Source organism: Anoxybacillus sp. MB8 (assembly GCF_011006755.1).
In the GTDB taxonomy this organism is placed as follows: domain Bacteria; phylum Bacillota; class Bacilli; order Bacillales; family Anoxybacillaceae; genus Anoxybacillus; species Anoxybacillus gonensis.
On record NZ_RXXX01000011.1, the window covers coordinates 30,892 to 51,951 of the forward strand.

At 40.6% G+C, this 21,060-nt stretch carries 31 protein-coding genes and 1 tRNA gene; 9 read left to right on the forward strand and 23 right to left on the reverse strand.

Annotated elements, in window-relative coordinates; all coding sequences use genetic code 11:
• Nucleotides 1-82: 82 nt before the first annotated feature.
• From EKC99_RS06020 to EKC99_RS06085, 14 genes are all read right to left on the reverse strand, one after another.
• Nucleotides 83-292, reverse strand: a complete 210-nt coding sequence (locus EKC99_RS06020) for an XtrA/YqaO family protein (protein WP_009362105.1) — start codon at nucleotides 290-292, stop codon at nucleotides 83-85.
• A 196-nt stretch (nucleotides 293-488) separates the two neighbouring features.
• On the reverse strand, nucleotides 489-749 hold the full coding sequence (locus EKC99_RS06025) for a hypothetical protein (protein WP_163150989.1): 261 nt from the start codon (nucleotides 747-749) through the stop codon (nucleotides 489-491).
• Between the two features lies 1 nt (nucleotide 750).
• Nucleotides 751-1,233, reverse strand: a complete 483-nt coding sequence (locus tag EKC99_RS06030; protein ID WP_043968047.1) for a dUTP diphosphatase — start codon at nucleotides 1,231-1,233, stop codon at nucleotides 751-753.
• Complete coding sequence (locus EKC99_RS06035; protein WP_163150991.1) at nucleotides 1,233-1,397, reverse strand: hypothetical protein; 165 nt, start codon at nucleotides 1,395-1,397, stop codon at nucleotides 1,233-1,235. The genes EKC99_RS06030 and EKC99_RS06035 overlap by 1 nt, the downstream gene beginning before the upstream one ends.
• A gap of 93 nt (nucleotides 1,398-1,490) precedes the next feature.
• A complete protein-coding gene (locus EKC99_RS06040; protein WP_081957666.1) occupies nucleotides 1,491-1,652 on the reverse strand; it encodes a Fur-regulated basic protein FbpA in 162 nt (53 codons plus the stop codon).
• Nucleotides 1,653-1,657: 5 nt separating this feature from the next.
• On the reverse strand, nucleotides 1,658-1,858 hold the full coding sequence (locus EKC99_RS06045; protein WP_163150993.1) for a hypothetical protein: 201 nt from the start codon (nucleotides 1,856-1,858) through the stop codon (nucleotides 1,658-1,660).
• A gap of 9 nt (nucleotides 1,859-1,867) precedes the next feature.
• Nucleotides 1,868-2,839, reverse strand: a complete 972-nt coding sequence (locus tag EKC99_RS06050; RefSeq protein ID WP_163150995.1) for a DnaD domain-containing protein — start codon at nucleotides 2,837-2,839, stop codon at nucleotides 1,868-1,870.
• Between the two features lie 51 nt (nucleotides 2,840-2,890).
• The gene (locus EKC99_RS06055; protein ID WP_075039661.1) at nucleotides 2,891-3,094 is read right to left on the reverse strand and encodes a hypothetical protein; all 204 of its coding nucleotides are present in this window, start codon (nucleotides 3,092-3,094) and stop codon (nucleotides 2,891-2,893) included.
• Nucleotides 3,095-3,104: 10 nt separating this feature from the next.
• Nucleotides 3,105-3,434: a hypothetical protein gene (locus EKC99_RS06060; protein ID WP_075039662.1), complete on the reverse strand. Its 330-nt coding sequence runs from the start codon at nucleotides 3,432-3,434 to the stop codon at nucleotides 3,105-3,107.
• Between the two features lie 4 nt (nucleotides 3,435-3,438).
• Complete coding sequence (locus EKC99_RS06065; RefSeq protein WP_163150997.1) at nucleotides 3,439-3,693, reverse strand: hypothetical protein; 255 nt, start codon at nucleotides 3,691-3,693, stop codon at nucleotides 3,439-3,441.
• A 272-nt stretch (nucleotides 3,694-3,965) separates the two neighbouring features.
• Nucleotides 3,966-4,133 carry a hypothetical protein gene (locus EKC99_RS06070; protein ID WP_163150999.1) on the reverse strand — a complete coding sequence of 56 codons (168 nt, stop codon included), beginning with the start codon at nucleotides 4,131-4,133 and terminating at the stop codon, nucleotides 3,966-3,968.
• A 13-nt stretch (nucleotides 4,134-4,146) separates the two neighbouring features.
• Entirely contained in the window at nucleotides 4,147-4,371 is a 225-nt protein-coding gene (locus EKC99_RS06075) for a DUF3450 domain-containing protein (protein ID WP_163151001.1), read from the reverse strand.
• Nucleotides 4,372-4,384: 13 nt separating this feature from the next.
• Nucleotides 4,385-4,906 (reverse strand): helix-turn-helix domain-containing protein, encoded by a 522-nt coding sequence (locus EKC99_RS06080; RefSeq protein WP_163151003.1) that lies wholly within the window; start codon nucleotides 4,904-4,906, stop codon nucleotides 4,385-4,387.
• A gap of 54 nt (nucleotides 4,907-4,960) precedes the next feature.
• On the reverse strand, nucleotides 4,961-5,137 hold the full coding sequence (locus tag EKC99_RS06085) for a hypothetical protein (protein ID WP_163151005.1): 177 nt from the start codon (nucleotides 5,135-5,137) through the stop codon (nucleotides 4,961-4,963).
• A gap of 131 nt (nucleotides 5,138-5,268) precedes the next feature.
• Here EKC99_RS06085 and EKC99_RS06090 point away from each other — a divergent pair, with 131 nt between their 5' ends.
• Nucleotides 5,269-5,619, forward strand: coding sequence for a hypothetical protein (locus EKC99_RS06090; RefSeq protein ID WP_163151007.1), 351 nt, complete (start codon nucleotides 5,269-5,271; stop codon nucleotides 5,617-5,619).
• Here the strand turns inward: EKC99_RS06090 and EKC99_RS06095 are convergent.
• On the reverse strand, nucleotides 5,591-5,755 hold the full coding sequence (locus EKC99_RS06095) for a hypothetical protein (protein ID WP_155732450.1): 165 nt from the start codon (nucleotides 5,753-5,755) through the stop codon (nucleotides 5,591-5,593). The two genes, EKC99_RS06090 and EKC99_RS06095, sit on opposite strands and share 29 nt — an antisense overlap.
• Nucleotides 5,756-5,811: 56 nt before the next feature.
• Nucleotides 5,812-6,042 (reverse strand): helix-turn-helix domain-containing protein, encoded by a 231-nt coding sequence (locus EKC99_RS06100; protein ID WP_136260392.1) that lies wholly within the window; start codon nucleotides 6,040-6,042, stop codon nucleotides 5,812-5,814.
• A gap of 160 nt (nucleotides 6,043-6,202) precedes the next feature.
• On the opposite strand from EKC99_RS06100, the gene EKC99_RS06105 reads away from it, so the two are divergent.
• From EKC99_RS06105 to EKC99_RS06125, 5 genes are all read left to right on the forward strand, one after another.
• Entirely contained in the window at nucleotides 6,203-6,625 is a 423-nt protein-coding gene (locus tag EKC99_RS06105) for a helix-turn-helix domain-containing protein (protein ID WP_163151009.1), read from the forward strand.
• 41 nt (nucleotides 6,626-6,666) lie between these two features.
• Nucleotides 6,667-7,587, forward strand: coding sequence for a BRCT domain-containing protein (locus tag EKC99_RS06110; RefSeq protein WP_163151011.1), 921 nt, complete (start codon nucleotides 6,667-6,669; stop codon nucleotides 7,585-7,587).
• 517 nt (nucleotides 7,588-8,104) lie between these two features.
• Nucleotides 8,105-9,445: a hypothetical protein gene (locus tag EKC99_RS06115; RefSeq protein ID WP_163151014.1), complete on the forward strand. Its 1,341-nt coding sequence runs from the start codon at nucleotides 8,105-8,107 to the stop codon at nucleotides 9,443-9,445.
• A 252-nt stretch (nucleotides 9,446-9,697) separates the two neighbouring features.
• Nucleotides 9,698-10,177 (forward strand): ImmA/IrrE family metallo-endopeptidase, encoded by a 480-nt coding sequence (locus tag EKC99_RS06120; RefSeq protein ID WP_136260389.1) that lies wholly within the window; start codon nucleotides 9,698-9,700, stop codon nucleotides 10,175-10,177.
• 61 nt (nucleotides 10,178-10,238) lie between these two features.
• Nucleotides 10,239-11,792, forward strand: coding sequence for a recombinase family protein (locus EKC99_RS06125; RefSeq protein ID WP_163151016.1), 1,554 nt, complete (start codon nucleotides 10,239-10,241; stop codon nucleotides 11,790-11,792).
• Here EKC99_RS06125 and yhbH read toward each other — a convergent pair.
• The 5 genes from yhbH to queG all read right to left on the reverse strand — a co-directional run bounded on the left by yhbH (nucleotide 11,789) and on the right by queG (nucleotide 17,892).
• Nucleotides 11,789-12,958 (reverse strand): sporulation protein YhbH, encoded by a 1,170-nt coding sequence (gene yhbH, locus EKC99_RS06130; RefSeq protein ID WP_163151018.1) that lies wholly within the window; start codon nucleotides 12,956-12,958, stop codon nucleotides 11,789-11,791. The two genes, EKC99_RS06125 and yhbH, sit on opposite strands and share 4 nt — an antisense overlap.
• Nucleotides 12,959-13,178: 220 nt before the next feature.
• Complete coding sequence (locus tag EKC99_RS06135) at nucleotides 13,179-15,074, reverse strand: PrkA family serine protein kinase (RefSeq protein WP_075039668.1); 1,896 nt, start codon at nucleotides 15,072-15,074, stop codon at nucleotides 13,179-13,181.
• Between the two features lie 281 nt (nucleotides 15,075-15,355).
• Complete coding sequence (gene trmL / locus EKC99_RS06140) at nucleotides 15,356-15,829, reverse strand: tRNA (uridine(34)/cytosine(34)/5-carboxymethylaminomethyluridine(34)-2'-O)-methyltransferase TrmL (RefSeq protein ID WP_009373579.1); 474 nt, start codon at nucleotides 15,827-15,829, stop codon at nucleotides 15,356-15,358.
• A gap of 11 nt (nucleotides 15,830-15,840) precedes the next feature.
• Complete coding sequence (locus EKC99_RS06145; RefSeq protein WP_075039669.1) at nucleotides 15,841-16,698, reverse strand: amidase domain-containing protein; 858 nt, start codon at nucleotides 16,696-16,698, stop codon at nucleotides 15,841-15,843.
• Between the two features lie 57 nt (nucleotides 16,699-16,755).
• Complete coding sequence (gene queG, locus EKC99_RS06150; RefSeq protein WP_021095673.1) at nucleotides 16,756-17,892, reverse strand: tRNA epoxyqueuosine(34) reductase QueG; 1,137 nt, start codon at nucleotides 17,890-17,892, stop codon at nucleotides 16,756-16,758.
• A gap of 61 nt (nucleotides 17,893-17,953) precedes the next feature.
• Between queG and EKC99_RS06155 the strand changes: the two genes are divergently transcribed.
• Nucleotides 17,954-18,616, forward strand: coding sequence for a B3/B4 domain-containing protein (locus tag EKC99_RS06155; protein ID WP_205597798.1), 663 nt, complete (start codon nucleotides 17,954-17,956; stop codon nucleotides 18,614-18,616).
• 80 nt (nucleotides 18,617-18,696) lie between these two features.
• Here the strand turns inward: EKC99_RS06155 and EKC99_RS06160 are convergent.
• Nucleotides 18,697-18,770: transfer RNA gene (locus tag EKC99_RS06160), tRNA-Gly, on the reverse strand.
• 431 nt (nucleotides 18,771-19,201) lie between these two features.
• Here EKC99_RS06160 and EKC99_RS06165 point away from each other — a divergent pair.
• Entirely contained in the window at nucleotides 19,202-19,618 is a 417-nt protein-coding gene (locus EKC99_RS06165; protein WP_163151020.1) for an SRPBCC family protein, read from the forward strand.
• 3 nt (nucleotides 19,619-19,621) lie between these two features.
• A complete protein-coding gene (locus EKC99_RS06170; protein WP_035047942.1) occupies nucleotides 19,622-19,942 on the forward strand; it encodes an ArsR/SmtB family transcription factor in 321 nt (106 codons plus the stop codon).
• Between the two features lie 37 nt (nucleotides 19,943-19,979).
• On the opposite strand, the gene EKC99_RS06175 is transcribed toward EKC99_RS06170, so the two are convergent.
• Nucleotides 19,980-21,041, reverse strand: a complete 1,062-nt coding sequence (locus EKC99_RS06175) for a LacI family DNA-binding transcriptional regulator (RefSeq protein ID WP_163151022.1) — start codon at nucleotides 21,039-21,041, stop codon at nucleotides 19,980-19,982.
• Between the last annotated feature and the right edge of the window lie 19 nt (nucleotides 21,042-21,060).

Sequence of the window (21,060 nt, forward strand, 5' to 3'; positions counted from 1 at the left end):
GGTGCTGTTCTTCAAAGTCCTGCGAAACTGCAAACACTACATCGCAACTCTTGCATTCATACACATGAACCGCTATTTTCACTTAAAACAACTCGCTTTCCTCGAATTTGATTCGTGCCGTTTTTCCCTTCGCTGTTTCAATAATCGTATATCCATGTTCAACCGCTTCCGCTACTTTTGCTTTCCCCTGCACGCCGTCAATCACAACAACAAGAACTTTACCTGGAACGATCGGATGCGAAACGGTCATATTATCTATATCAATCTGCAATTCTTGCGCTCTTTTACTCACCGGAATCCCTCCATGTGGTATAATTGGGTTGGACTGTCGGGAGAGATCCCGGCTTTTTTGTTTTATCCAATCACTTTCCATCCACGTCGAATCCTACTTTGCAACTCATACTTACGCAATGGTTCATAAACATAAACAGCATCACGATGTTCCTTGCGATATAAAAGATACCATCTGGCTTTTCGCTTACGACGCTTCATTCGTCATTCACGTCCGAATTTAGCTTCTCAAGCGCAATTAAGTGCGCAAATTTAAATTTCAGCACCTCGCAATATACGATTGCATCGATCATTTCCTGCTGCAAGTGTTCCAGCCAGCCGACCAATGTGTAGTCACTTGGATTGACGGTTGTTCCGTATTTTTCAATCCCCTTTTCGGTTTGTATTTCGAACAATTTTTGCACGTTGCGAAGTATTTGATTCTTGTTTAATTCTTCCATCCAATACTTTGCATCCATCTCAATACCCACTTTCTTGGCGGTGATGGTTGACTGCGTTTTTACGCATATACGCTGCCTCAACTTCATCCCAAGTAAATTCGAGCATTTCTCCAAGTCCGATGAAAGAACTCCAAATGTCGACATATACTGTGATATCTTCAAGTAAACGTGATGTATATTCAAACAAGCCTATAAACTGTTGAATAGTGGATTTTGCTTTATACGGTTCAATCTGTTCCCATTCTATCGTCCCGATATTTCCGCTCAATCCAATGCTCAAAATGAAATGTAAACAGTCCACATATTCTTCCAACATCCCCTCTTTCGGTTGCCGATTCGTTTTCCAATGCTTAAACCCTTGCCACTCGTTTGCGAGTTCTGCCAGCTCCACCTGTAAGGCTAATACTTTATTCGGCAAAAGATTCTGACCATCTAATCCTTTTTCTCGAACAATACGCTCATCCAGTTCCCGCTGCATCTCAAAAAGCTTGGATAAGTCCATTATTTCGCTCCCCTTTTCTTTCTGTTTTGCGGCCAACGCCAGTCAATTGCTCGGCGGTTATCTTCGTCGTAATATTTCTTGCGCGGACGGTTCCGATACGCTTCAAGCTCTTCTGGCGTTAGGTAACTGACGACAACTGGGCCATGTAGCGACCTACGACTCATCGCAAATCCTCCAATCGTTTTTGTATCTCTTTTAGCGCCATTTGTTTATATCGAATCGGACAGTGTTCATATCGCGCGATAACGTATAATTGTCTAAGCGTTGCTTTTGACCAGTTCATTACGTTCTCCCTCCGCTCGCTCGTATTCCCGTTGAATTTCTTCGATCGTCAGTTTTGATAGCGCTCGCCCGTCTGTTGCAACGAAAACGCCCTTTCGCCGTAGACGCTGAATCAATACATGTTTGAGTAAAAGCAACTGCTTCACCTCCGAAAAAAGCGATCAAGTTTTGCTGGTGAATATGATTTGCCGTTGATTTCAAGCGAAACAAGATGTTCTCTAGTAATCTCGTATCGCTCTAATACGTCACGCAACGCTGTTTCGGACTGAATGCTTCCGGTGAAACCAACGATTCGCCCAACGTCGTTTCGATACTCTAAACGAATCCAAATCGGGTACGGCATATTCATCACCTAGCGATATTTTTTCAGTCGCTCTTCTAGCTCGCGCCGCTTGCGTTCGAGCGCTTCCTGATCCGTTTCAGCTTTTTTCTCATACTGCGAATAGTCGGTGTTCAACCAGTCTGGAACAATCTCCGTTCGAACGGCTTTTTTTCCATTCGTGCTAGAGCCATTGCGTTTCTTTGCTTGCTGCTCTTTAAATGCTTTTTGCGCTGCATGCACTTGTTCGACGTTTTGATAGCCCTTGTCTGCCCAGTCGCGCAAAATGGTTTCAACGTACTTCCACGTTTTCACGCCGTTTTCTACTGCAATTTTCATCGCTTCTAAAACAAGAGCTTCGGATGTATCATCGATCCAAGTTGAAATTTTTTCGCTTATGTAGCTTCCGATTGCGCCAAAGCCGTTTTGTTCAAAAAAGGTGAACGGATTCTCTTCGCGCACGCGTGCTTCTTCTTCTACTTCTTCTTTTTTCTCTGTAGTAATCTCTGTAGTATTCTCTGGTATTGGTCTGTTCAAATTGAGCGCTTCGTCTGTCCATTTTGAACAGATGGACTGTTCATTTTGAGCAGATGGACTGTCGATTTCGTCAGTCGTCTGTTCATTTTGAGCAGTCGAGGTGTCATTTTGAACAGTCGTATTCACTTCGTAAACTGGGTTTTCAATCTCAGTCAATTTGTCATAGTCGATTCGATACCATTTCGTCTTGTCGATCTTTGAGCGATTGAAATTGCCCGCAATAATAAGCCCTTGCTTTTCAAGTTTTGTGATGATACGGCGAATCGTGCTTTCCGACCAGAACGGAAATTGCTCTTGCCATTCCTCATATGTGTTGTATACCCACTTATGCCCTTCGTGAATGTGATTGCTGCGCTCAAGCCAGTAATGCAATTGCTGCAACACGATGCTTTCATTTAAGCCGATCGTAGCCGCTAGTAACGGTAAAATCACTAACGGCTCTTCGTCCATTAGAAGTCTTGTTGCCATGTATATCCCCTTCCTCCCTTGCTTTCCATATAATGTTCTGGCATAATGAACCTAGAAGTCTGAAATAAAAACCTGTATATCACCTTTTCCTAGTTGTTTGGCTATTTCTAACGCGATTTGGCGGCACTCGGACACAGTGAGCGCGTGAATGAGTGCCGTATGGATCGTTTCGAAATAGCCGTTTTTCTTGGTTGCAAATTCTACTTCAAATAGCATATTTACGTGCATGAAGCATACAATGTAGTGATGCTTCATAACCTCCCTTCTAGCAAGGCAAAACATTCTTTTTCTCAAGCTGGCGCAACTTTGAATACACAGATAATTCACTTCGCTCCAAGCGTGCAGCAAGCTCTGAAATATCGAAAATGTCTTTATGTTGCCATAGATAAAACTCTTCCTCTTCGGTCCACTTGCCTCTTTTTATGCGAGGGCTTTCTTTCGATAACAACACAGATAGCTGTTGCATTTGCTTGCCGATCGGACAACTTATGACGCATACGCTTTGTGTACCGTTATGCCGTTCTTCACATCCTGCACACTTATCGAGCAATTGCAAGATTTGCAAACGAATTTGCTTTTTCTCTTCCCGCGTCATACCATCACCCTAGCAATCGTGATACAAAATCAATTTGAATGCCGCGCTTGCGCATATCAGCAACGATTTCAAACAGCTGCGCGCGACGTGCTTTCTTTTGCTCAATTACTTGCAGCTCATCTAACAAAAAACGCAACTCCGACATTTCGATTTTCGCTGTTTCATAGTCGCGGTTTTGAAGCGATTCCTGTATGTACTCGATGCACCGCGATGCTTTTTGTAGCAAATTAGTTTCTTGCAAAAAGAGCGTATCTTGCATGTCACTTTACCTCCTCCGAAATGAATGGCTAGACGTCTTCGCAATGGCCATCGCATGTATTTTGGCGCGGCTCCCCTTTCGGATCTTCGCCCGCTCTCGCTCGGTCTAGTGTGCATACGCACCGATTGAAGTACAAGCTCGTGGGCTGGGGGACACACCCACTTTCAAGATGGGAGATATCTTTTGCTTGTACTCCAATCGGCAAGCATGCGCTTGCCCTTCCTTTCGCGAATCGTTTATGCTAGAATATGATTAGATCAAAGGTTGATTATTTATTGAGCGATGGCTAGTGTTGGCGCACTGGCCATTTTTCTTTTGTACCATTCCTTTTTTAACTCCATTTCTAACACCAATATTGCTGGATCATTACGCAATTCTGCGCATAACTTTTTTACTTCGCTTGCTTTCATTAAACGGCTTGCTGTTAGACAAAAACTCATTGTTCTCTCCTCCTCAAATTAATTCTTTTACAGATGGACATTTATATTGCTCCACGTACTCTGGATGATAATAAGCTTTCACAAGAACATTGATTGCATCAACATATGCTTTGCATGCTTTGTAACTTGGGCAATCAGAAAGTTTTTTATATCCTCCTTTTCCGTCTTGCCATTCTTCACGCAACCACTCCAATTCGGCTGCCAAAAACGTTTTTAATCTATCGATCGCATGATCCATTTTTGTTCCTCCCCTATCTCTTAATAAATCCTTTCGCCTGCAATTTCGTACGATGCCGTTGCCACATTTTAAACCAGGAAAAACCGTAATCCATACATATAACTGCGACGTATTGCGTGAGCGCAACAATTGCATCGATCGCTTGCAAAATTGCTTCTTCAAGATGCTGTTTGTCGTATTCCCTGATCGCGCGTGGATGGTTTGCTACACATACATTTTCTATTGCCTGTAGCGCTTCGGTTAGTTCCTCTTTTGTTTTCATTGCGACACTCGCACGATGAAGATCGACCACTTCTCCATCAAGCTTGACTGGACCCCAGCCGGTGTACTCCGCAGCCGCTTCCAGTGCCACCCACGGATTGTTGTGCTTCTCGGCAAAATATTTCGATATGTTCGGCTGCACTCGATACCGTCCGTTTTCTTGCTGTGAAACTGCTTCGCGAGATTCATAGATTTCAAACGAAAGTTGTTGTTGTGTCATCCCTGTCGCCTGCCGCGCCGCTTTCACCGCATCGGCCGCTCTACCGCGTTTCATTGTTTGTTCTCCCCCTTCTACCATTTATCGCTAAAAATTCATGTTATGTTATGATTAATAGCTCGATTCTTTCGGAACGTAGCAATCCATCACCGCTTTTGCAATCTGCTTCAAGACTGGATTGCCTTTTTCCCATTCTTTCTGAAACCATTCTTTTCGTTCGTCAGCACTCATAAGTACTAACGGGGAGTGAATAATAACAGTGGTGTTCCCGTATTTGAATTCCTTCATGCCCGCATTCCCCCTTTGTTCATGTGTATGCGGGTCACGGGGATGAATTGTTGACATTTCTTCACCTCAAATCTTGTAGGAATTTCCTCCTTCGTGTCGAATGAATGCGGCAGGAAGGAGGTGATAAAACAATGTACGAGCCGAAAGCTGTCGATCATATCACATCAAACGGTAAGCTTGTTTTAATGTACGACTACTTAGACAACGCTTACTCCCTTACAATTATGCTTGCTAATGATATTGTTGTCGGTATCAATCCAGCAGCCGATGAAATTTGTTTTATGGTACCTGACAAAAATGGCATATATACAGATGTTACCGACATCGTTTCTGGTAAGCCGACACAGGGAACAGTTGAACTAATGATGCGTGCACATCATCTTTGGTCTGTTGAGAGTTACAAAAATGCTCAGCAAATTGGTAAACAACTTCTGAACAAGTCATTAACGCACATTAAGCTTTGCTATTATTCAAATCGTTAGTTTTCGCCCAAACCTCTGGGAACAGCTCTTTGTGAAGCAGATCGACCGCTTCTTTTAGGTCTGCTTCACTGAAATTATTCTGTCTTAACATAAGATGAAAATGGGCGATAATCACGTATTTGTTTAGAACACTCATCTTACTCACCTCCTTTCATGTCATGGGGATTGAGTTGTCAAAGATCAATGACTACGTCATAAAATTTCATTTTTCGCAACAACAATAGTAAAAAATTTTTCACATGGGACGTTATAAATACTAGACAACATCATTAACTCTTCTGCTGTGAATGATTGTCGTCCACTTTCTTTACGATGATAAGGGTACACAGTTTTTAAACCCAACATTTTCGCAACTTCTTCTTGTGAAAGCCCTTTTTCTTTTCGGAGTTCCTTTACTTTTTCAAGGTTCAATTTAAACAACATCTCACCTTCTTCCTGTTGCAATTTTCGCAACTTATGATTTTAGTATAAATTGCGTTTTACGCAATGTCAAACACTTTTTTTCGTTTTATGCAATTTTATTTTGCATTTTTAGCAATTATGATATGATAAATCTTAGAAATGTAAGGGAGTCACTATGCCTATGAATGTACTGGGAAATCGTTTGAAGAAGTTGCGCGAAAGGCACAACCTGACCCAAGAGAGAGCTGGAGAGATTTTCGGGCTTACAAAGTATCAAATTCACCGCTACGAATCCGGGACAAGCAATCCTGACCCAGACATTATCAACAAGTTTGCTGATTATTATGGCGTGTCAGCCGACTACCTACTCGGTCGCACGGATGATCCGAATCCGCCAGGGAGCGACAATGAGGAATTAGGAACGCTGGCAAGGATTAATCAACTCATCAAAGAATATGGCATCGAGCAAATGGGGTTCTTTGATATTGAGAAGTGGAAGCAGCTTTCTGAAGAGGAAATCGAAGAGATCGTGAAGCATTTTGAATGGGTAGTGCATAAGGCGAGAGAAAAGAATAAGTCATCAGGAAAAGACACCAGAGAATGAATAGACGAGGTGTCTTTTTTATTTTTGGAGGGGGAGAGAAAATGAGTAAATTCAAGGAAATTGAAGATTATCGGATGTTTACCTCAAAAGCCGAATTACACAAATCGATAAACTCTCTAATCGGAATTATTCAAGGCATTCGTTTCGATAATGTAACAAACGAGCACGAAATAGCTGAGCTTATTCATTGGTGCAATCTGCACAGACGTTTTCAAAAAAGCTCTCCATTTTCGGAAATTATCCCGATTATTGACTACGCATTGGAATACAACGACGGCAAACTAGATTCAGAGTCAATTGAAGATATTTTATGGCTCTGCAGTAGGATCGAGGGGAAAGCTGAATTCCAAAAATATTACGACCTTATTACATCATCTATCCAACAATTGCACGGCATTCTCCACGGTGTTTTAGCTGACAATGTTTTGAATGAAGCAGAAATCGAACAGTTATGTAGCTGGATTGATGATCATGATTTTTTAAAAGGGACATACCCTTTCGATGAAATTCATAGTTTGCTTGTTAGCGTGAAGCAAGACGGAATTATCAGCGATGATGAGAAAAACTTACTTAAAGCTTTCTTTGCTAACTTCGTGGACGTCAAGGCGTCTCACAACATACATGAATCTGAAATAAGGGTATTAAAGAGACGATACTCACTAAGTGGCATATGCGCTGTTTGCCCAGAGATTACGTTCGAAAACAAAGTTTTCTCTTTCACCGGTGCATCGACGAGAGCAACTCGCAGCGAAATCGCTAAAATCATTCAGAATCTGGGCGGAATCTTCAGCAACAACGTCACAAAAGATACAAACTATCTCATTGTCGGCGGCGACGGAAACCCTTGCTGGGCTTTTGCTTGCTACGGCCGAAAAGTCGAAAAAGCGATTGAGTTAAGGAAAAAAGGCACGCCAATTATTATCGTGCACGAAAATGATTTTTGGGATGAGGTAGTTATTTAAGGTGCATCAGCATAGACAGAATCATCTGCCCCGTCACAAAGAAATTTGTGGACGAAAATCGGGTGAATTCATGGAAAGCCTAAGTCGATAAGATACGGTAACCATGAGCCAAGCCGCAGGAATGCCGCTACTTTGTACTGCGGAAGGTGCAACGCATAGATGGTGAGGACAGGCTACCAATAACCCATCCACGAGCGCCCGACACCCTACTTCGGGTGAAGAGATATGCTGACCTTCTTGGAAACAAGAAGAAGCTCGGGATAAAAAGCCCGAGCGATAACAAAGTGAAACTAGCTGAAACAATGAGCAAGTCAACGCGATTTGAAGGTAGTGCCTTAAGCAATGCAATGGAAGAAGCGTTAAAACCACTACAAAACATGCAAAAATTGCTGGGAGGTGCTGCTCAACAATCCATGGCTTGGAATAATGAATTAGGTTTGGGTAGGGTTTAGGATTCTGTTTGCTTTTAAAATCGAACATTAAAAACTGTAAACATTATAACACAGGAGGGATATAATTGACTGCTGAAATTGCCGTACTTAATAAATTTGGTGTGGCGCTCGCTGCTGACAGCGCGGTAACTATTGGCGTGAGAAAAATTTACAATTCTGCAAACAAACTTTTTACTTTATCAAAACATCATCCAGTAGGAATAATGGTTTACGGGAATGCAGAATTTATGGGAATTCCGTGGGAAACAGTTATTAAAGTTTATAGAGACCGATTAGCCGATCAGGATTTTCCTACTTTAAAAGAATACGCTGAGCACTTTATCGATTTTATTGAATATAATACTGATTACAAAGAGCTATTATCTAAACATGAACAAGATTTAAGCAACCTTTATTTCTTCGAGATGTCCATTAGAGACATTAAAGACGAAATATTTGACAAGTTATCCCAAAGAATACAATATTCGGATGAAGAAATTGATCAACCAGATGTCGAAATGTATCTAGCCTCAATAACCGAGTCATTAATTGAAGAAGAATTGGATCGCCTTTCAAAACAGGATTACATTAATAATTTCAACGATCAAGATTACGCTGATTTAAAGGATATATACGTATTGAAGTTAGAAAGCATCATTGCGGAAATATTCGAAGACATACATTTAACACAAGATGTTATAAAAAAATTAGTAGATGTATGTATATTTAGGTTACTTAAAGACTTTTCAGATAATCAAAGTGGAATAGTCATTGCTGGTTTTGGACAAAGCGAGATATTTCCTTCTCTTTATTCTTATATCATCGATGGGAAAGTAAACAACAAGTTAAAATACAAGCAAAATCAGGTAGCTACAATAGGTGAAGATTCTTTTGGTGCAGCTATACTACCGTTTGCTCAGTCTGAAATGGTACATACTTTTATAGGTGGTATAGATCCAGAAATCGAGATGTTCTCAAATGCATACATACATGATTTGCTAAAAAATCTACCCAAAAAATATCTTGATGCAATTTTCAATGCCTTGTCATTAACAGATAGCGAATTGTATAATGATATCCTTGATCAAATGAAGGAAATTAGTAATAATTTGTTTGAAGGATATATAAACATTGTTAGAGAATATAAAAAAGAAAACAATATTGATCCCGTAATTGCAATTGTGGCAAATCTTCATAAAAATGAACTAGCTGAAATGGCTGAAGCGCTTGTGAATCTGACGTCTTTTAAGCGACGGGTTTCATCCAGTCTAGAAACTGTTGGTGGTCCAGTTGATGTCGCTGTTATTACCAAAGGTGATGGATTTATCTGGATTAGAAGAAAACACTATTTTAACGCGGAGCTCAATCATCACTTTTTCCAAAAATATATGAGGGGTGATAAAAATGAACAAATTATTAAAGAGTAGACTCGAAAAAAAATATTTTCCCAAAACGACAAAAGAAAAAAGTATGAGAAAAATTATCTCCAATCCCGAGAATTATGGTAAATTTCTAGCAGAACAAGCAATTAAAAAAATTAATATTAATTTGTCTAATTCTTAGAACTCAAAATCACGGAAATGTAGATAGACAGAAACAAAGCCCTTCTCACTAGGGCTTTTTCTTTTTCTTGCCAATACAAACATTTGTTCGTATAATCTCCTTAGGGAGGGGATTTTATGCAATTATGTCATTACTACACAACCGCACTTGAGGACTGGGTAACGAATTTTTATAAAAGACTCGGTATCTTCCATCCTTCACACATTGATATTGAATACATAGCACGACGGATGAATATTTTCTTACGTGAAAAGCCGTTTCCGTCTACACATCAAGTTTTCGGGCGATTCCGCTGCATCGTTGTCGATTCCCGATTGTCAGAAGAAGAGAAGCGCGAAGCTTTCTTTCACGAGCTTTGCCATATTCTCCGCCATGTCGGCGTGCAGAGCATGATGCCAGAGGCGTTCCGAGAACTGCAAGAACGTGATGCGAAGCTTTTCACGAAATACGCAGCCATTCCATATCATATGCTTGATTTCATCGACTGGAATGAACGATACATAATTGAGCAGATGGCTCACGTTTTTAAGGTGACACCAAAGTTATGCGAAGAACGTTTAACACAAATTCAAAATCGCATATTCGTTTATCAATAACATACATGATGTATTTGTATATGTGTACGGTTGGTTTTACAATAGTGTAGAGGTGATTTTTATGTACAGACCGACGAATCTCGATGTCTTTATTTACCTCAGAAAAAGCCGTAAAGATATCGAGGAAGAGAAAAAGGCAGCCGAATCAGGCGCATCATATGACACGCTACAACGCCATCGTGACACCCTACTTGCTGTTGTAAAGAGAGAAAAACACAACATCATCGATATTTTCGAAGAAGTCGTTTCTGGGGAGTCGATTGCTGAGCGACCGGAAATTCAAAAGTTGCTTCGGGAAGTCGAATCGGGCGTTGCCGATGCTGTGCTGGTCATGGACATTGACCGTCTTGGCCGCGGTGATATGCTCGATCAAGGGATTTTAGACCGCGCATTCCGCTACTCTGGTACAAAAATTATCACACCAACAGAGGTGTATGACCCAGAAAGCGAAACGTGGGAACTTGTTTTCGGCATTAAGTCGCTTGTTGCTCGCGAGGAACTAAAAACAATCACAAAACGCATGCAACGTGGTCGTCGTGCTTCCGCAGCTGAGGGAAAATCTATTTCAAAAAAACCGCCATATGGCTATCTTCGTGATGAAAATCTCAAGCTATACCCCGATCCAGAAACCGCATGGGTAGTCGTGAAAATATTCGAGATGATGAGAGATGGACATGGTCGCCAAGCGATTGCTGCCGAGTTGGACAAACTGGGCGTGAAGCCGCCTGATGAAAAACGAGAATTTTGGTCTCCTTCGAGCATCACAGCAATCATAAAGAACGAAGTCTACATGGGACATATCATCTGGGGCAAGGTGAAGTACGTCAAACAAAACGGAAAGTATAAACGCAAAAAGATGCCACCAGAACGCTGGCATGTGAAAGAAAATGCTCACCAGCCGCTCGTATCAAAAGAATTGTGGGAGTCAGCAAATAAAGCCCATACAGCGCGTTGGCGACCGTCTACGGTCGAAAGTAAGGTATTATCTAATCCTCTCGCCGGATTGCTCAAATGCGAGGTTTGTGGCTATACAATGTGGTATCAGCCGAAAAAAGACCGACCTAACAGCATGATTCGCTGTGCTAATCCGAAATGCAAAGGCGTTCAGAAAGGCGCTTTGCTCCCTCTTGTAGAAGAACGCATATTGCAATCGCTGACTGAATTTGTTGATCAGTTCGAAGTGCAGGAGCAAATGCTTGAGAAAAGGGAAAAGCAATCTGTTATCCCTATTAGACAAAAAGCGCTTGAGAAAAAAGAAAAAGAGCTGAGAGAACTGAATGTGCAGAAAAATAACCTTCACGATTTCTTAGAAAGAGGAATTTACACAATTGAAGTGTTCCTGGAACGGCAACAAAATATCGTAGCGCGCATGAAACAAACACAAGAGGAAATCGAGCAGCTGAAACAGGAAATTGAAAAAGAACAGCTTAAAGAGAAAAACATGAATGAATATGTGCCAACTGTCAAAAAAGTGTTAGAAGCATACCGACAGACCGATGACATTGAAAAGAAAAATCGCCTTCTCAAGTCGGTGCTTGAGAAAGCGACATATTTACGGAAACCAGAATGGACGAAAAAAGATCAATTCACAATACAAATTTATCCTAAAATTTAACGCGAGGCAACCGCCTCCTTTTTTTGTGACGAGAAGAAATGCTTCAACGCCTGGAACAGATCAGATTTTTGCTTTAAAATATAATAACTAAAGCGTTCGTCTTTAATATTTTGATACGCCCTCATAAGTGTAGAGGGTGTACGGTTGTACTGATTCACTTCTCCATATCCAAACATATTCGATACTTTCATTAACTCTTGCACAAGTTTGACGCAGCGAGCGTTATCAGATGTTAAATTATCGCCATCGGAAAAATGGAACGGATAAATATTATATTTTGTCGGTGAGTATTTTGTTTCAATCACTTCTAGCGCTTTGCGATACGCTGATGAACAAATGGTTCCACCGCTTTCTCCTTTTGTGAAAAATTCTTCTTCCGTTACGATTTTTGCCTCGGTATGATGAGCGATAAAAACAATATCGACTGTTTCATATTTCGTGCGTAAAAATCGCGTCATCCAAAAGAAGAAACTTCTAGCCATATACTTTTCCCATACGCCCATCGATCCGCTCGTATCCATCATCGCAATGACAACCGCTTTCGAATCTGGCTTAATGACTTCATTCCACGTTTTAAATTTTAAATCTTCTGGATAAATTGGATAAAAGCTTGGATTACCACTTAATGCATTTCGTTTAAACGCAGCCATCATCGTTTTTTTCTTATCAATATTCCCCATTAATCCCGTTCGACGAATATCATTAAATTCGATATGTTGAACAACATGATCTGCGTGTTGCTTTTTCTTTAAATCCGGAAGCTCCAATTGACTAAACAAAGCTTCCTCTAGCTCCATTAAAGACACTTCCGCTTCGTAATAGTCTTGCCCAGCTAGATCACCTGCTCCTTGCCCTTTGCCTGGTCCTTTTTGACCATCACCAGAACCGTCGCGCGCAATCACATCGCCAACTTGACTGTCCCCATCGCCTTGGCCGACATGTTTATTTTTGTCATAGTTATAACGAATTTTATATTCATCTAACGAACGAATCGGTATTTTTATGACATCGCGACCATTAGACATAATAATGCTTTCTTCTGTAATTAATTCACCAAGATTATTTTTAATCGCTTCTTTTACCTTTTCTTCGTGCCGTTTTTGATCATCGTGGCCTTTTCGATGGAGGGACCAATCTTCCTTTGACACAATGAAGTTTCTACTCATTTTTTCCCCTCCTACAATGTAAAATAATGATGCACACTTTCCCTTTTCCTCGCATACACTATGTTGGCTTTGAAAAATAATGAATGAATGGTTGGTTACTTTATCCTATGCAGCGATCGAAAAAAATTGACAAATGATTTCGAAAATTGCTCGAATCCTTTTCCATTGGACAAGCCTGTTTTCTAAGATGATAAAACAAAGCATGCCAAGTGCGGCATGCTTATCTGTTTAATAAACTTCCGACATAACGAAGCAGCTCATTTGCCGAAGTGGAATTATAACCGTACTCGTCAATTAAACGAGCGACAACTTCATTAATTTTCTTTAGTTGTTGTTCATCCGGTGTTTTTGTTGATGTCGTAATTTTGACGATGTCTTTTAAATCGGCAAATAGCTTTTTCTGAATCGCTTCGCGCAACCGTTCGTGTGAATTATAATCAAAACGCTGACCTTTGCGCGCATATGCCGAAATACGAATTAAAATTTCTTCACGGAACGCTTTTTTCGCATTTTCCGAAATGCCAATTTGCTCTTCAATCGATCGCATTAACTTTTCATCTGGATTCATTTCTTCTCCCGTTAGCGGATCGCGAATTTTTGCTTTGTTGCAGTATGCTTCCACATTATCTAAATAATTGTCCATTAACGTTTTCGCCGATTCTTCATACGAGTAAACGAACGCTTTTTGCACTTCACGCTTTGCAATTTCGTCATATTCTTTTCGTGCAATCGAAATGAAATTTAAATAACGTTCCCGATCTTCTTTTGAAATAGACGGGTGATGCTCTAATCCTTCCTTCAATGCTCGTAATACATCTAACGCATTAATGGACGGCACTTCTTTTCGAATAATACAAGACGAAATGCGATTAATGACATAGCGTGGATCAATACCGCTCATTCCTTCGTCTGGATGTTCTTTTTTCAATTCCTCTACATCGACTTCATTAAATCCTTCGACAAGCTCGCCGTCATACAAGCGCATTTTTTTCACAAGGTCAATATCGCCACGTTTCGGCTCTTTCAAACGCGTTAAAATTGTAAACATCGCGGCTACCCGTAACGTATGTGGGGCAATATGCACGTCGGCCACATCACTTTCACGAATCATTTTTTCATAAATACGTTCTTCTTCTGACACTTTTAAGTTATATGGAATTGGCATAACGATAATGCGCGAATGAAGCGCCTCGTTCTTTTTATTCGCAATAAATGAACGATACTCTGTTTCGTTCGTGTGAGCAACAATTAATTCATCGGCACTAATAAGCGCAAAACGTCCTGCTTTAAAGTTTCCTTCTTGCGTTAAAGAAAGCAAATGCCATAAAAACTTTTCATCGCACTTTAACATTTCTTGAAATTCCATAATGCCGCGATTTGCTTTGTTTAACTCCCCATCAAAGCGATATGCGCGCGGATCCGATTCTGACCCATATTGAGCAATCGTAGAAAAATCAATGCTTCCGGTTAAATCAGCAATGTCTTGCGACTTCGGATCGGATGGGCTAAACGTCCCAATTCCAACGCGCTTATCTTCTGAGAAAAAGATGCGTTCGACCATCACATCTTCAATGCGCCCACCATATTCTTTTTCAAGCCGCATCATATTTAATGGCGACAAATTTCCTTCGATACGAATGCCATACTCTTTATAAAACTCATCGCGCAAGTTGTGCGGAATTAAATGAAGCGGATCTTCATGCATCGGACATCCTTTAATGGCATATACGGCGCCACGATCCGTATATGAATACGCCTCAAGCCCTCGCTTTAACATCGTCACAAGCGTTGATTTTCCGCCGCTTACCGGTCCCATTAACAACAAAATGCGCTTTCGAACATCTAAACGTTTAGCAGCTGGATGAAAATATTCTTCCACAAGCCGCTCTAACGCTTCCTCAAGTCCAAACAATTGCCCGCTAAAAAAGTTATATTTTTTCTTTCCATCTATTTCTTCTATCCCTGCATCTTTAATCATATTGTAAACGCGAGAATGAGCAGACTGAGCTACCCACGGCTTTTCTTTTACGATTTCCAAGTACTCCGCAAATGTCCCTTCCCACTTCAATTTTTGTTCTTCTTCTCTATATTTTTGTATTTTTTTCAAAATGTCCATACACGGACCTCCTCCACCTTTGATGTCTAGCGTCATGATTAATACCATATGTATGCAAGGATGTCCGTAATCATTCGTGAAAGTATGACTTTCATCTCAATGTACAATTAAGCTATAATGAAAGCGTGGACATTTTATTGTCACTTCATAAGGGAGGAGATTTCATATGAAAACGCTTCTTGTTCTTGGCGTTATTTTCGCCTTCTTGGCTGCGATTTTTACAGCAGGATATAACGATAAGCCGGAAGTAAAAAATTAAGCGACTTTCATTCGAAAGTCGCTTAAAATACATTTGGAAAGTTTTGTTGTCTTAACGCCTCGTACACGAGAATGGCCGCTGTGTTCGATAAATTGAGTGAGCGAACGTATTCATTCATCGGAATGCGTAAACAACGTTCCATATTGTTTTCGATTAAGTCTTTTGGCAAGCCGCTCGTCTCGCGACCGAAAACGAAAAAGTAATCTTTCGTTTGATCACTATAGTCAAACGATGTGTAATATGTTTGACCAAACTTTGTAATAAAGAAAAATTCCCCTTCTTTATATTTATCAAAAAGCTCTTGTAATGAATCGTAATAGTGAATATCTACATATTCCCAATAATCTAATCCGGCACGCTTCAACATTTTGTCATCTGTTGAAAATCCGAGTGGACGAATTAAATGTAAAGACGTTCCTGTTGCTGCACATGTACGTGCAATATTGCCCGTATTCGCTGGAATTTCTGGTTGATATAAAACGACATGTAAAGCCACGTTCTTCACCCCTATGCATGATCAATAATATGAAAAAATTTATATTGAATATTTGGCGTATAAGCCGTGGAATCTTCATACGACCAATAACGCATGCGACTATTGGTCGTATGGGCATTCACAAGCGGCATCCCTTGTTTATCTTTGGCAACGACGATCGTCGTATGATCAAATCGCCCGTCCCCTTGAAAATCATAACAAATGACATCACCGAGAGACAACTGTTCTGGTGATTTTTTTTCAATAGCTTGAATGCCTGTTTTCGATCCGCTTAAATACCAACGAAACGCATGTGCGACCGTCCACGTATAGCTCCAATCGTTTTTGCGCGTCCACCATCCTTTTGTTTTATTTGGATAGCCCATCATCGGAATGCCGCCCGCATGCAAACATTGTGAAACAAAATTTGTACAATCAACAGGAAATGTATGAAACGCTGGATTATAATCGTTCCACCATATTTCAGCATACCGGACTGCTGCTAGTCGATCATACGTATAACGGATGCGTTCACCATCGTCTTGTTCATTTCTTTTCTCTATTTGTTCTGTTTCAATGATCGGCAAAACAAATTGATCGCTCACAAGCTCACGTTTCTCAAATATCGCTTCGCGCACCTCTTGTTGTTCCTCAACATACATCCATCCGCTTTGCCAAATGAAAAAACGAAAATGAACAACATAACGCACAAACGTATACGGAGCAAGGTGCTTTTTTTCGATGATTGTACCTTTTCCTTCACATTTCACAAGCTTTGCATTCCGCTTCGCCAACAACTTTCTTTTTCGTTCCATTTCTTCATCAGACACGTCGCTCACAAAAAAATGACGAATGCGTTCATAAAGGAGATCGTGCAGTTGTTTTCTCATTCCGTTCCCCACTTTTTCGTTTTTTATTACGTTATGTCATAAACGGACGAAAAACAACTACACGTTTTCAAGCATCGCTAACGCTTTTTCGATTTCGCGAATAACGTCTTCATCTTGTTCGCGTTGTTTCGCTTGTTGGAGCATCGGCACAACTTTACGATTTCCGATTTTTCCAAGCGCCCACGCGGCCGTTCCGCGAATGACTGGGCGTGAATCTTCTCGAAGCAACGTGAATAAATCATCAATTGCACTTTCATCTTTATAGTGGGCTAATGCAATGATCGCATTTCGTTGAATCGGTTTTTTTCCACGCCATGCGCCAGATATATGTCCAAATGTTTCTTTAAACTGACGATTGGTCATATGAAGAAGCGGTTTTAATAAAGGCTTCACAACCTCTGGATCCGGTTCCATCTCCGAATGAAAGTGAAAGTCTTTTCCTTTATTTTTCGGACAAACAAGTTGACACGTATCACATCCATACAATCGGTTTCCGATTTTATCGCGGAATTCATCAGGGATAAACGTTTTCGTTTGCGTTAAAAAGGCAATGCACCGCTGGGCATTCAACTGTCCGCCTTGTACAAGCGCTCCTGTCGGACAAGCATCAATGCAGCGCGTGCACGTCCCACATTCGTCTTCAATTGGCGTATCTGGAGGAAATGGGATATTCGTGATCATTTCACCTAAATAAACATACGAACCAAATTCATGTGTAATAATCGAACAATTTTTTCCACTCCATCCGATCCCTGCCCTTTCCGCTACCGCCCGATCCGCCAATTCCCCTGTATCAACCATTGATTTCACTTTTGCATCTGGTACGCGTTCTAAAATAAATTGCTCTAATTTTTGCAGCCGCTCGCGCAAAATGACGTGATAATCTCGTCCCCAAGATGCTCGACAAAAAATTCCCCGACGCTCTTTTTTTGTACTTCGTGGAGCATTTTTTAATTTTGACGGATATGCAAGGGCGATAGCGATAATAGAACGTGCTTCTGGAAGCAATAAAGATGGGGTTGTCCGCTTTTCAATGTCAGGTTCTTCAAATCCTGATTGATAGCCAAGTTGTTGCTGCTGACGCAACCTTTCTTTTAACTCAAAAAACGGATCAGCACTTGCAAAACCGATTTTATCAATGCCGATCGTTCGGCTATACTGAATGATTTCTTCCTTTAGTGCTTCAACGTCCATCTCCCATCCCCTCCTTTCCACTTTGTTTATGTTACAATGTAAAGAAAAAGGAGTGAACGATATGTTAACCATTTGTGACAACATTAAACAACATGTTTCTCATTTTAAAATTGGAGTGCTTACATATGAACACATCGTCGTCGGGCCATCTCCTAGCATGTTAAAAGGGAAACTTCGTCAATTTCAAGAGCTGTTATATTTTGATATGGAACAAACCCCGTTAGCTGAATGGCCGGAAGTGAAAGAATGGCGGTCTGTATTTAAACAAATAGGCACAGATCCGAGCCGATACCGTCCATCATCGGAAAGTTTGCTTCGACGCGTGCAGAGACAAACATTTATTCCATCCATTCATTCAGCAGCTGATGTCAATAACTTTTTTTCCTTATATTATAAACTACCAATCGGTATTTATGACCGAGATCATCTCATAGGAGATATCGTGATCACGATCGGTACACAAGCAGACGAATATATCGGCATCAATGATCGCACAACGAATTTTGAACGAAAACTTGTCTCAAAAGACGCCAAAGGAGCATTCGGCAGTCCCATTGTCGACTCAAAGCGAACGATGGTTACGGAACAAACAACACATGCAATTCAAATCGTGTACTTTCTCCCATCATTTACAGAAACACAATGCGAACAAATGCTACAAGCGATGAAAGAGATGTTTATCCAAATTCACGGCGGTACAGCACATGCACAACTCGTTAAATAATGTATGCGGGGCAAGCGAAATAAAAAAACGCAATGCCCCGTTCATCTTCGAAACGAAACACTGCGTTGTCCCCGTATGTATGGAGCGGGTGATGGGAATCGAACCCACGACATCAGCTTGGAAGGCTGAGGTTTTACCACTAAACTACACCCGCATAGCAACTTACTTCTTCTCTATGACTTTTCCCACGCTCAGCTATGCCTCTTCCTCTACTTGCTTATTCAACGATGATGGATGCGTCGAGGCAACTCGCTGATTACTCGACGATGTGTCGCTCGTGGCTGAGGTTTTACCACTAAACTACACCCACATGCAGAAAAAGTAGAAATTTGTCGAATCAGATGCAAAAATAAAAACAGGAATCCCTGTTTCGTAATTACGTTTTACATTATATCGACTCCCCTAGGACAAGTCAATACTCTGTTCAAAACTTTTTCAAAAACATCATTTATTTTCCCGATAAAATTTATGCATATACATTCTAGGCAATAATATGTGACGAATGAAGAAATTTGACATAACACCTAAAGGTTTCATATAATAAAAATGAAACCAAAAGGTTATATAATTCAAGGAGGATCATTGATGAGCCAAAAAGTGCAAGATATCCAACAAACGATGATCATCGAAGCGCCCATTCAAAAAGTATGGGACATTGTTTCTACATCCGAAGGAATTGCCTCATGGTTTATGCCAAATGATTTTCAGGCGATTGAAGGACATGAGTTTCACTTACAAACCCCTTTTGGACTTTCTCCATGTAAAGTGTTAAAAGTGGAGAAGCCTCATCTTCTTTCTTTTTCATGGGATAAAGACGGATGGATCGTTTCCTTCATTTTAAAAGACTTAGGAGACAAAACAGAATTTACTCTTATTCATGGAGGATGGGGAAGCGCAGACGATATCCTTCCGAAAGCAAATGAAAAACAATCTATTGTTCGTGATCGTATGGCAAACGGATGGACAGGAATTTTAGAAAAGCTTCGAAAGGTTGTGGCATAATACGTGGAGCCAACAAAAAAGCATGATGTTTTTCAAGCAATTGCGGACAAAACAAGAAGAGATGTCTTACGTTTGTTGGCAGAAAAAAAAGAATTACCGATCTCTGCGATTGCAGCGCATTTTCCAATTAGCCGTACGGCCATTACTAAACATTTAAACATTCTCGCAGAAGCAAATTTAGTCCAAAGTCGAAAATCAGGACGAGAAAAAATTTATCACCTCCATCCTGAACCGTTAACGGAATTAAAGCAATGGCTGTCATTTTATGAACGTTTTTGGGAAAATAAACTATCTATTTTAAAACATGTTGTTGAAAATGAGTAACCCCCTATGTTTGTAACGATAGGGGGCTTTTCCTTGCTTACATCTTCCCAGACATTAATCCGTACAATCGATTGCTTCCACAAGATTCACGAATAATTAATTCTGGTTCAACCATAACCGCTTTCGGCTGAAATTGGCGGTGTATAATATCTTTTAACATATATGCAGCGAGCCGTCCGATTTTCTCTTTATCTTGACGAACGGAAGTTAAGGGTGGATCGGTATAATTGCATGCGTCGATATCATCACATCCAACGATCGCAATATCCTCAGGTATTTTTAATCCGTGTTCCTTCACCGCTTTCATTGCACCAAATGCCATTAAATCTGACGCTGCAAATACCGCTTCAGGATAATGTGACGAGCGCAATATGTTTTTCATTGCCTCATAGCCACTTTCCATAAAGAAATCCCCTTGAACGAACCATTCTTCATGAATCGTTAATCCAAATTCCTTCATCGTGTTGCGAAATCCTTGTTCACGAATTTTTGTCACTTGTGCGCCTGGCAAACCACCAATGTAGCCGATATGCCGATAGCCACATAAGTAAAAATGCTCTACTACTTTCGCAGAAATTTTATAGTTATCTGTCATAATGTACGCAGAACGGTTCCCTTCAAGCGGAATATCCACCCCGATACATGGAATGTCGCTCATATCTAATCGATAAATAGATGGCTGCACTTTTTCACCGCTAATAATGATTACTCCGTCTACTTTGTAACGCATGGCACGCTCATAATAATCTTCCTCCCCTTCTTCAAATCGTTCATTTGAAAAGAAGAGGAGATCGTAACCGAACGTTCCCATTGTTTTTTTGAAAGAGTTCATCACCTCAATAAAAAACGGGTGGTTGAAATCCGCATTGATTTCTCCGGCGTAAATAACGCCAACTACTCTCGACTTATGAGCAGTATCTTTTTGAATGCGAGCAGCCACATATCCAGTCTGCTCCATAATTTCCAGCACTCTTTTTTTTGTTTCTTCACCGACATCATGATAGTTATTTAACACTTTCGATACCGTACCTGGTGACACACCCGCTAATCTCGCAATTTCCTTAATGGTAATTTTCATACGATCCCTTCTTAACTTCATAATCTTACCTTTATTATAA

Coding starts and splice junctions, on each gene's coding strand:
- EKC99_RS06025 (WP_163150989.1), bottom strand. CDS start 749: ATGGATGCAAAGTATTGGATGGAAGAATTAAACAAGAATCAAATACTT.
- EKC99_RS06030 (WP_043968047.1), bottom strand. CDS start 1,233: ATGGACTTATCCAAGCTTTTTGAGATGCAGCGGGAACTGGATGAGCGT.
- EKC99_RS06035 (WP_163150991.1), bottom strand. CDS start 1,397: ATGAGTCGTAGGTCGCTACATGGCCCAGTTGTCGTCAGTTACCTAACG.
- EKC99_RS06045 (WP_163150993.1), bottom strand. CDS start 1,858: ATGCCGTACCCGATTTGGATTCGTTTAGAGTATCGAAACGACGTTGGG.
- EKC99_RS06050 (WP_163150995.1), bottom strand. CDS start 2,839: ATGGCAACAAGACTTCTAATGGACGAAGAGCCGTTAGTGATTTTACCG.
- EKC99_RS06055 (WP_075039661.1), bottom strand. CDS start 3,094: ATGAAGCATCACTACATTGTATGCTTCATGCACGTAAATATGCTATTT.
- EKC99_RS06060 (WP_075039662.1), bottom strand. CDS start 3,434: ATGACGCGGGAAGAGAAAAAGCAAATTCGTTTGCAAATCTTGCAATTG.
- EKC99_RS06065 (WP_163150997.1), bottom strand. CDS start 3,693: ATGCAAGATACGCTCTTTTTGCAAGAAACTAATTTGCTACAAAAAGCA.
- EKC99_RS06070 (WP_163150999.1), bottom strand. CDS start 4,133: ATGAGTTTTTGTCTAACAGCAAGCCGTTTAATGAAAGCAAGCGAAGTA.
- EKC99_RS06075 (WP_163151001.1), bottom strand. CDS start 4,371: ATGGATCATGCGATCGATAGATTAAAAACGTTTTTGGCAGCCGAATTG.
- EKC99_RS06080 (WP_163151003.1), bottom strand. CDS start 4,906: ATGAAACGCGGTAGAGCGGCCGATGCGGTGAAAGCGGCGCGGCAGGCG.
- EKC99_RS06085 (WP_163151005.1), bottom strand. CDS start 5,137: ATGAAGGAATTCAAATACGGGAACACCACTGTTATTATTCACTCCCCG.
- EKC99_RS06090 (WP_163151007.1), top strand. CDS start 5,269: ATGTACGAGCCGAAAGCTGTCGATCATATCACATCAAACGGTAAGCTT.
- EKC99_RS06095 (WP_155732450.1), bottom strand. CDS start 5,755: ATGAGTGTTCTAAACAAATACGTGATTATCGCCCATTTTCATCTTATG.
- EKC99_RS06100 (WP_136260392.1), bottom strand. CDS start 6,042: ATGTTGTTTAAATTGAACCTTGAAAAAGTAAAGGAACTCCGAAAAGAA.
- EKC99_RS06105 (WP_163151009.1), top strand. CDS start 6,203: ATGAATGTACTGGGAAATCGTTTGAAGAAGTTGCGCGAAAGGCACAAC.
- EKC99_RS06110 (WP_163151011.1), top strand. CDS start 6,667: ATGAGTAAATTCAAGGAAATTGAAGATTATCGGATGTTTACCTCAAAA.
- EKC99_RS06120 (WP_136260389.1), top strand. CDS start 9,698: ATGCAATTATGTCATTACTACACAACCGCACTTGAGGACTGGGTAACG.
- EKC99_RS06125 (WP_163151016.1), top strand. CDS start 10,239: ATGTACAGACCGACGAATCTCGATGTCTTTATTTACCTCAGAAAAAGC.
- yhbH (WP_163151018.1), bottom strand. CDS start 12,958: ATGAGTAGAAACTTCATTGTGTCAAAGGAAGATTGGTCCCTCCATCGA.
- EKC99_RS06135 (WP_075039668.1), bottom strand. CDS start 15,074: ATGGACATTTTGAAAAAAATACAAAAATATAGAGAAGAAGAACAAAAA.
- EKC99_RS06145 (WP_075039669.1), bottom strand. CDS start 16,698: ATGAGAAAACAACTGCACGATCTCCTTTATGAACGCATTCGTCATTTT.
- queG (WP_021095673.1), bottom strand. CDS start 17,892: ATGGACGTTGAAGCACTAAAGGAAGAAATCATTCAGTATAGCCGAACG.
- EKC99_RS06155 (WP_205597798.1), top strand. CDS start 17,954: ATGTTAACCATTTGTGACAACATTAAACAACATGTTTCTCATTTTAAA.
- EKC99_RS06165 (WP_163151020.1), top strand. CDS start 19,202: ATGAGCCAAAAAGTGCAAGATATCCAACAAACGATGATCATCGAAGCG.
- EKC99_RS06175 (WP_163151022.1), bottom strand. CDS start 21,041: ATGAAGTTAAGAAGGGATCGTATGAAAATTACCATTAAGGAAATTGCG.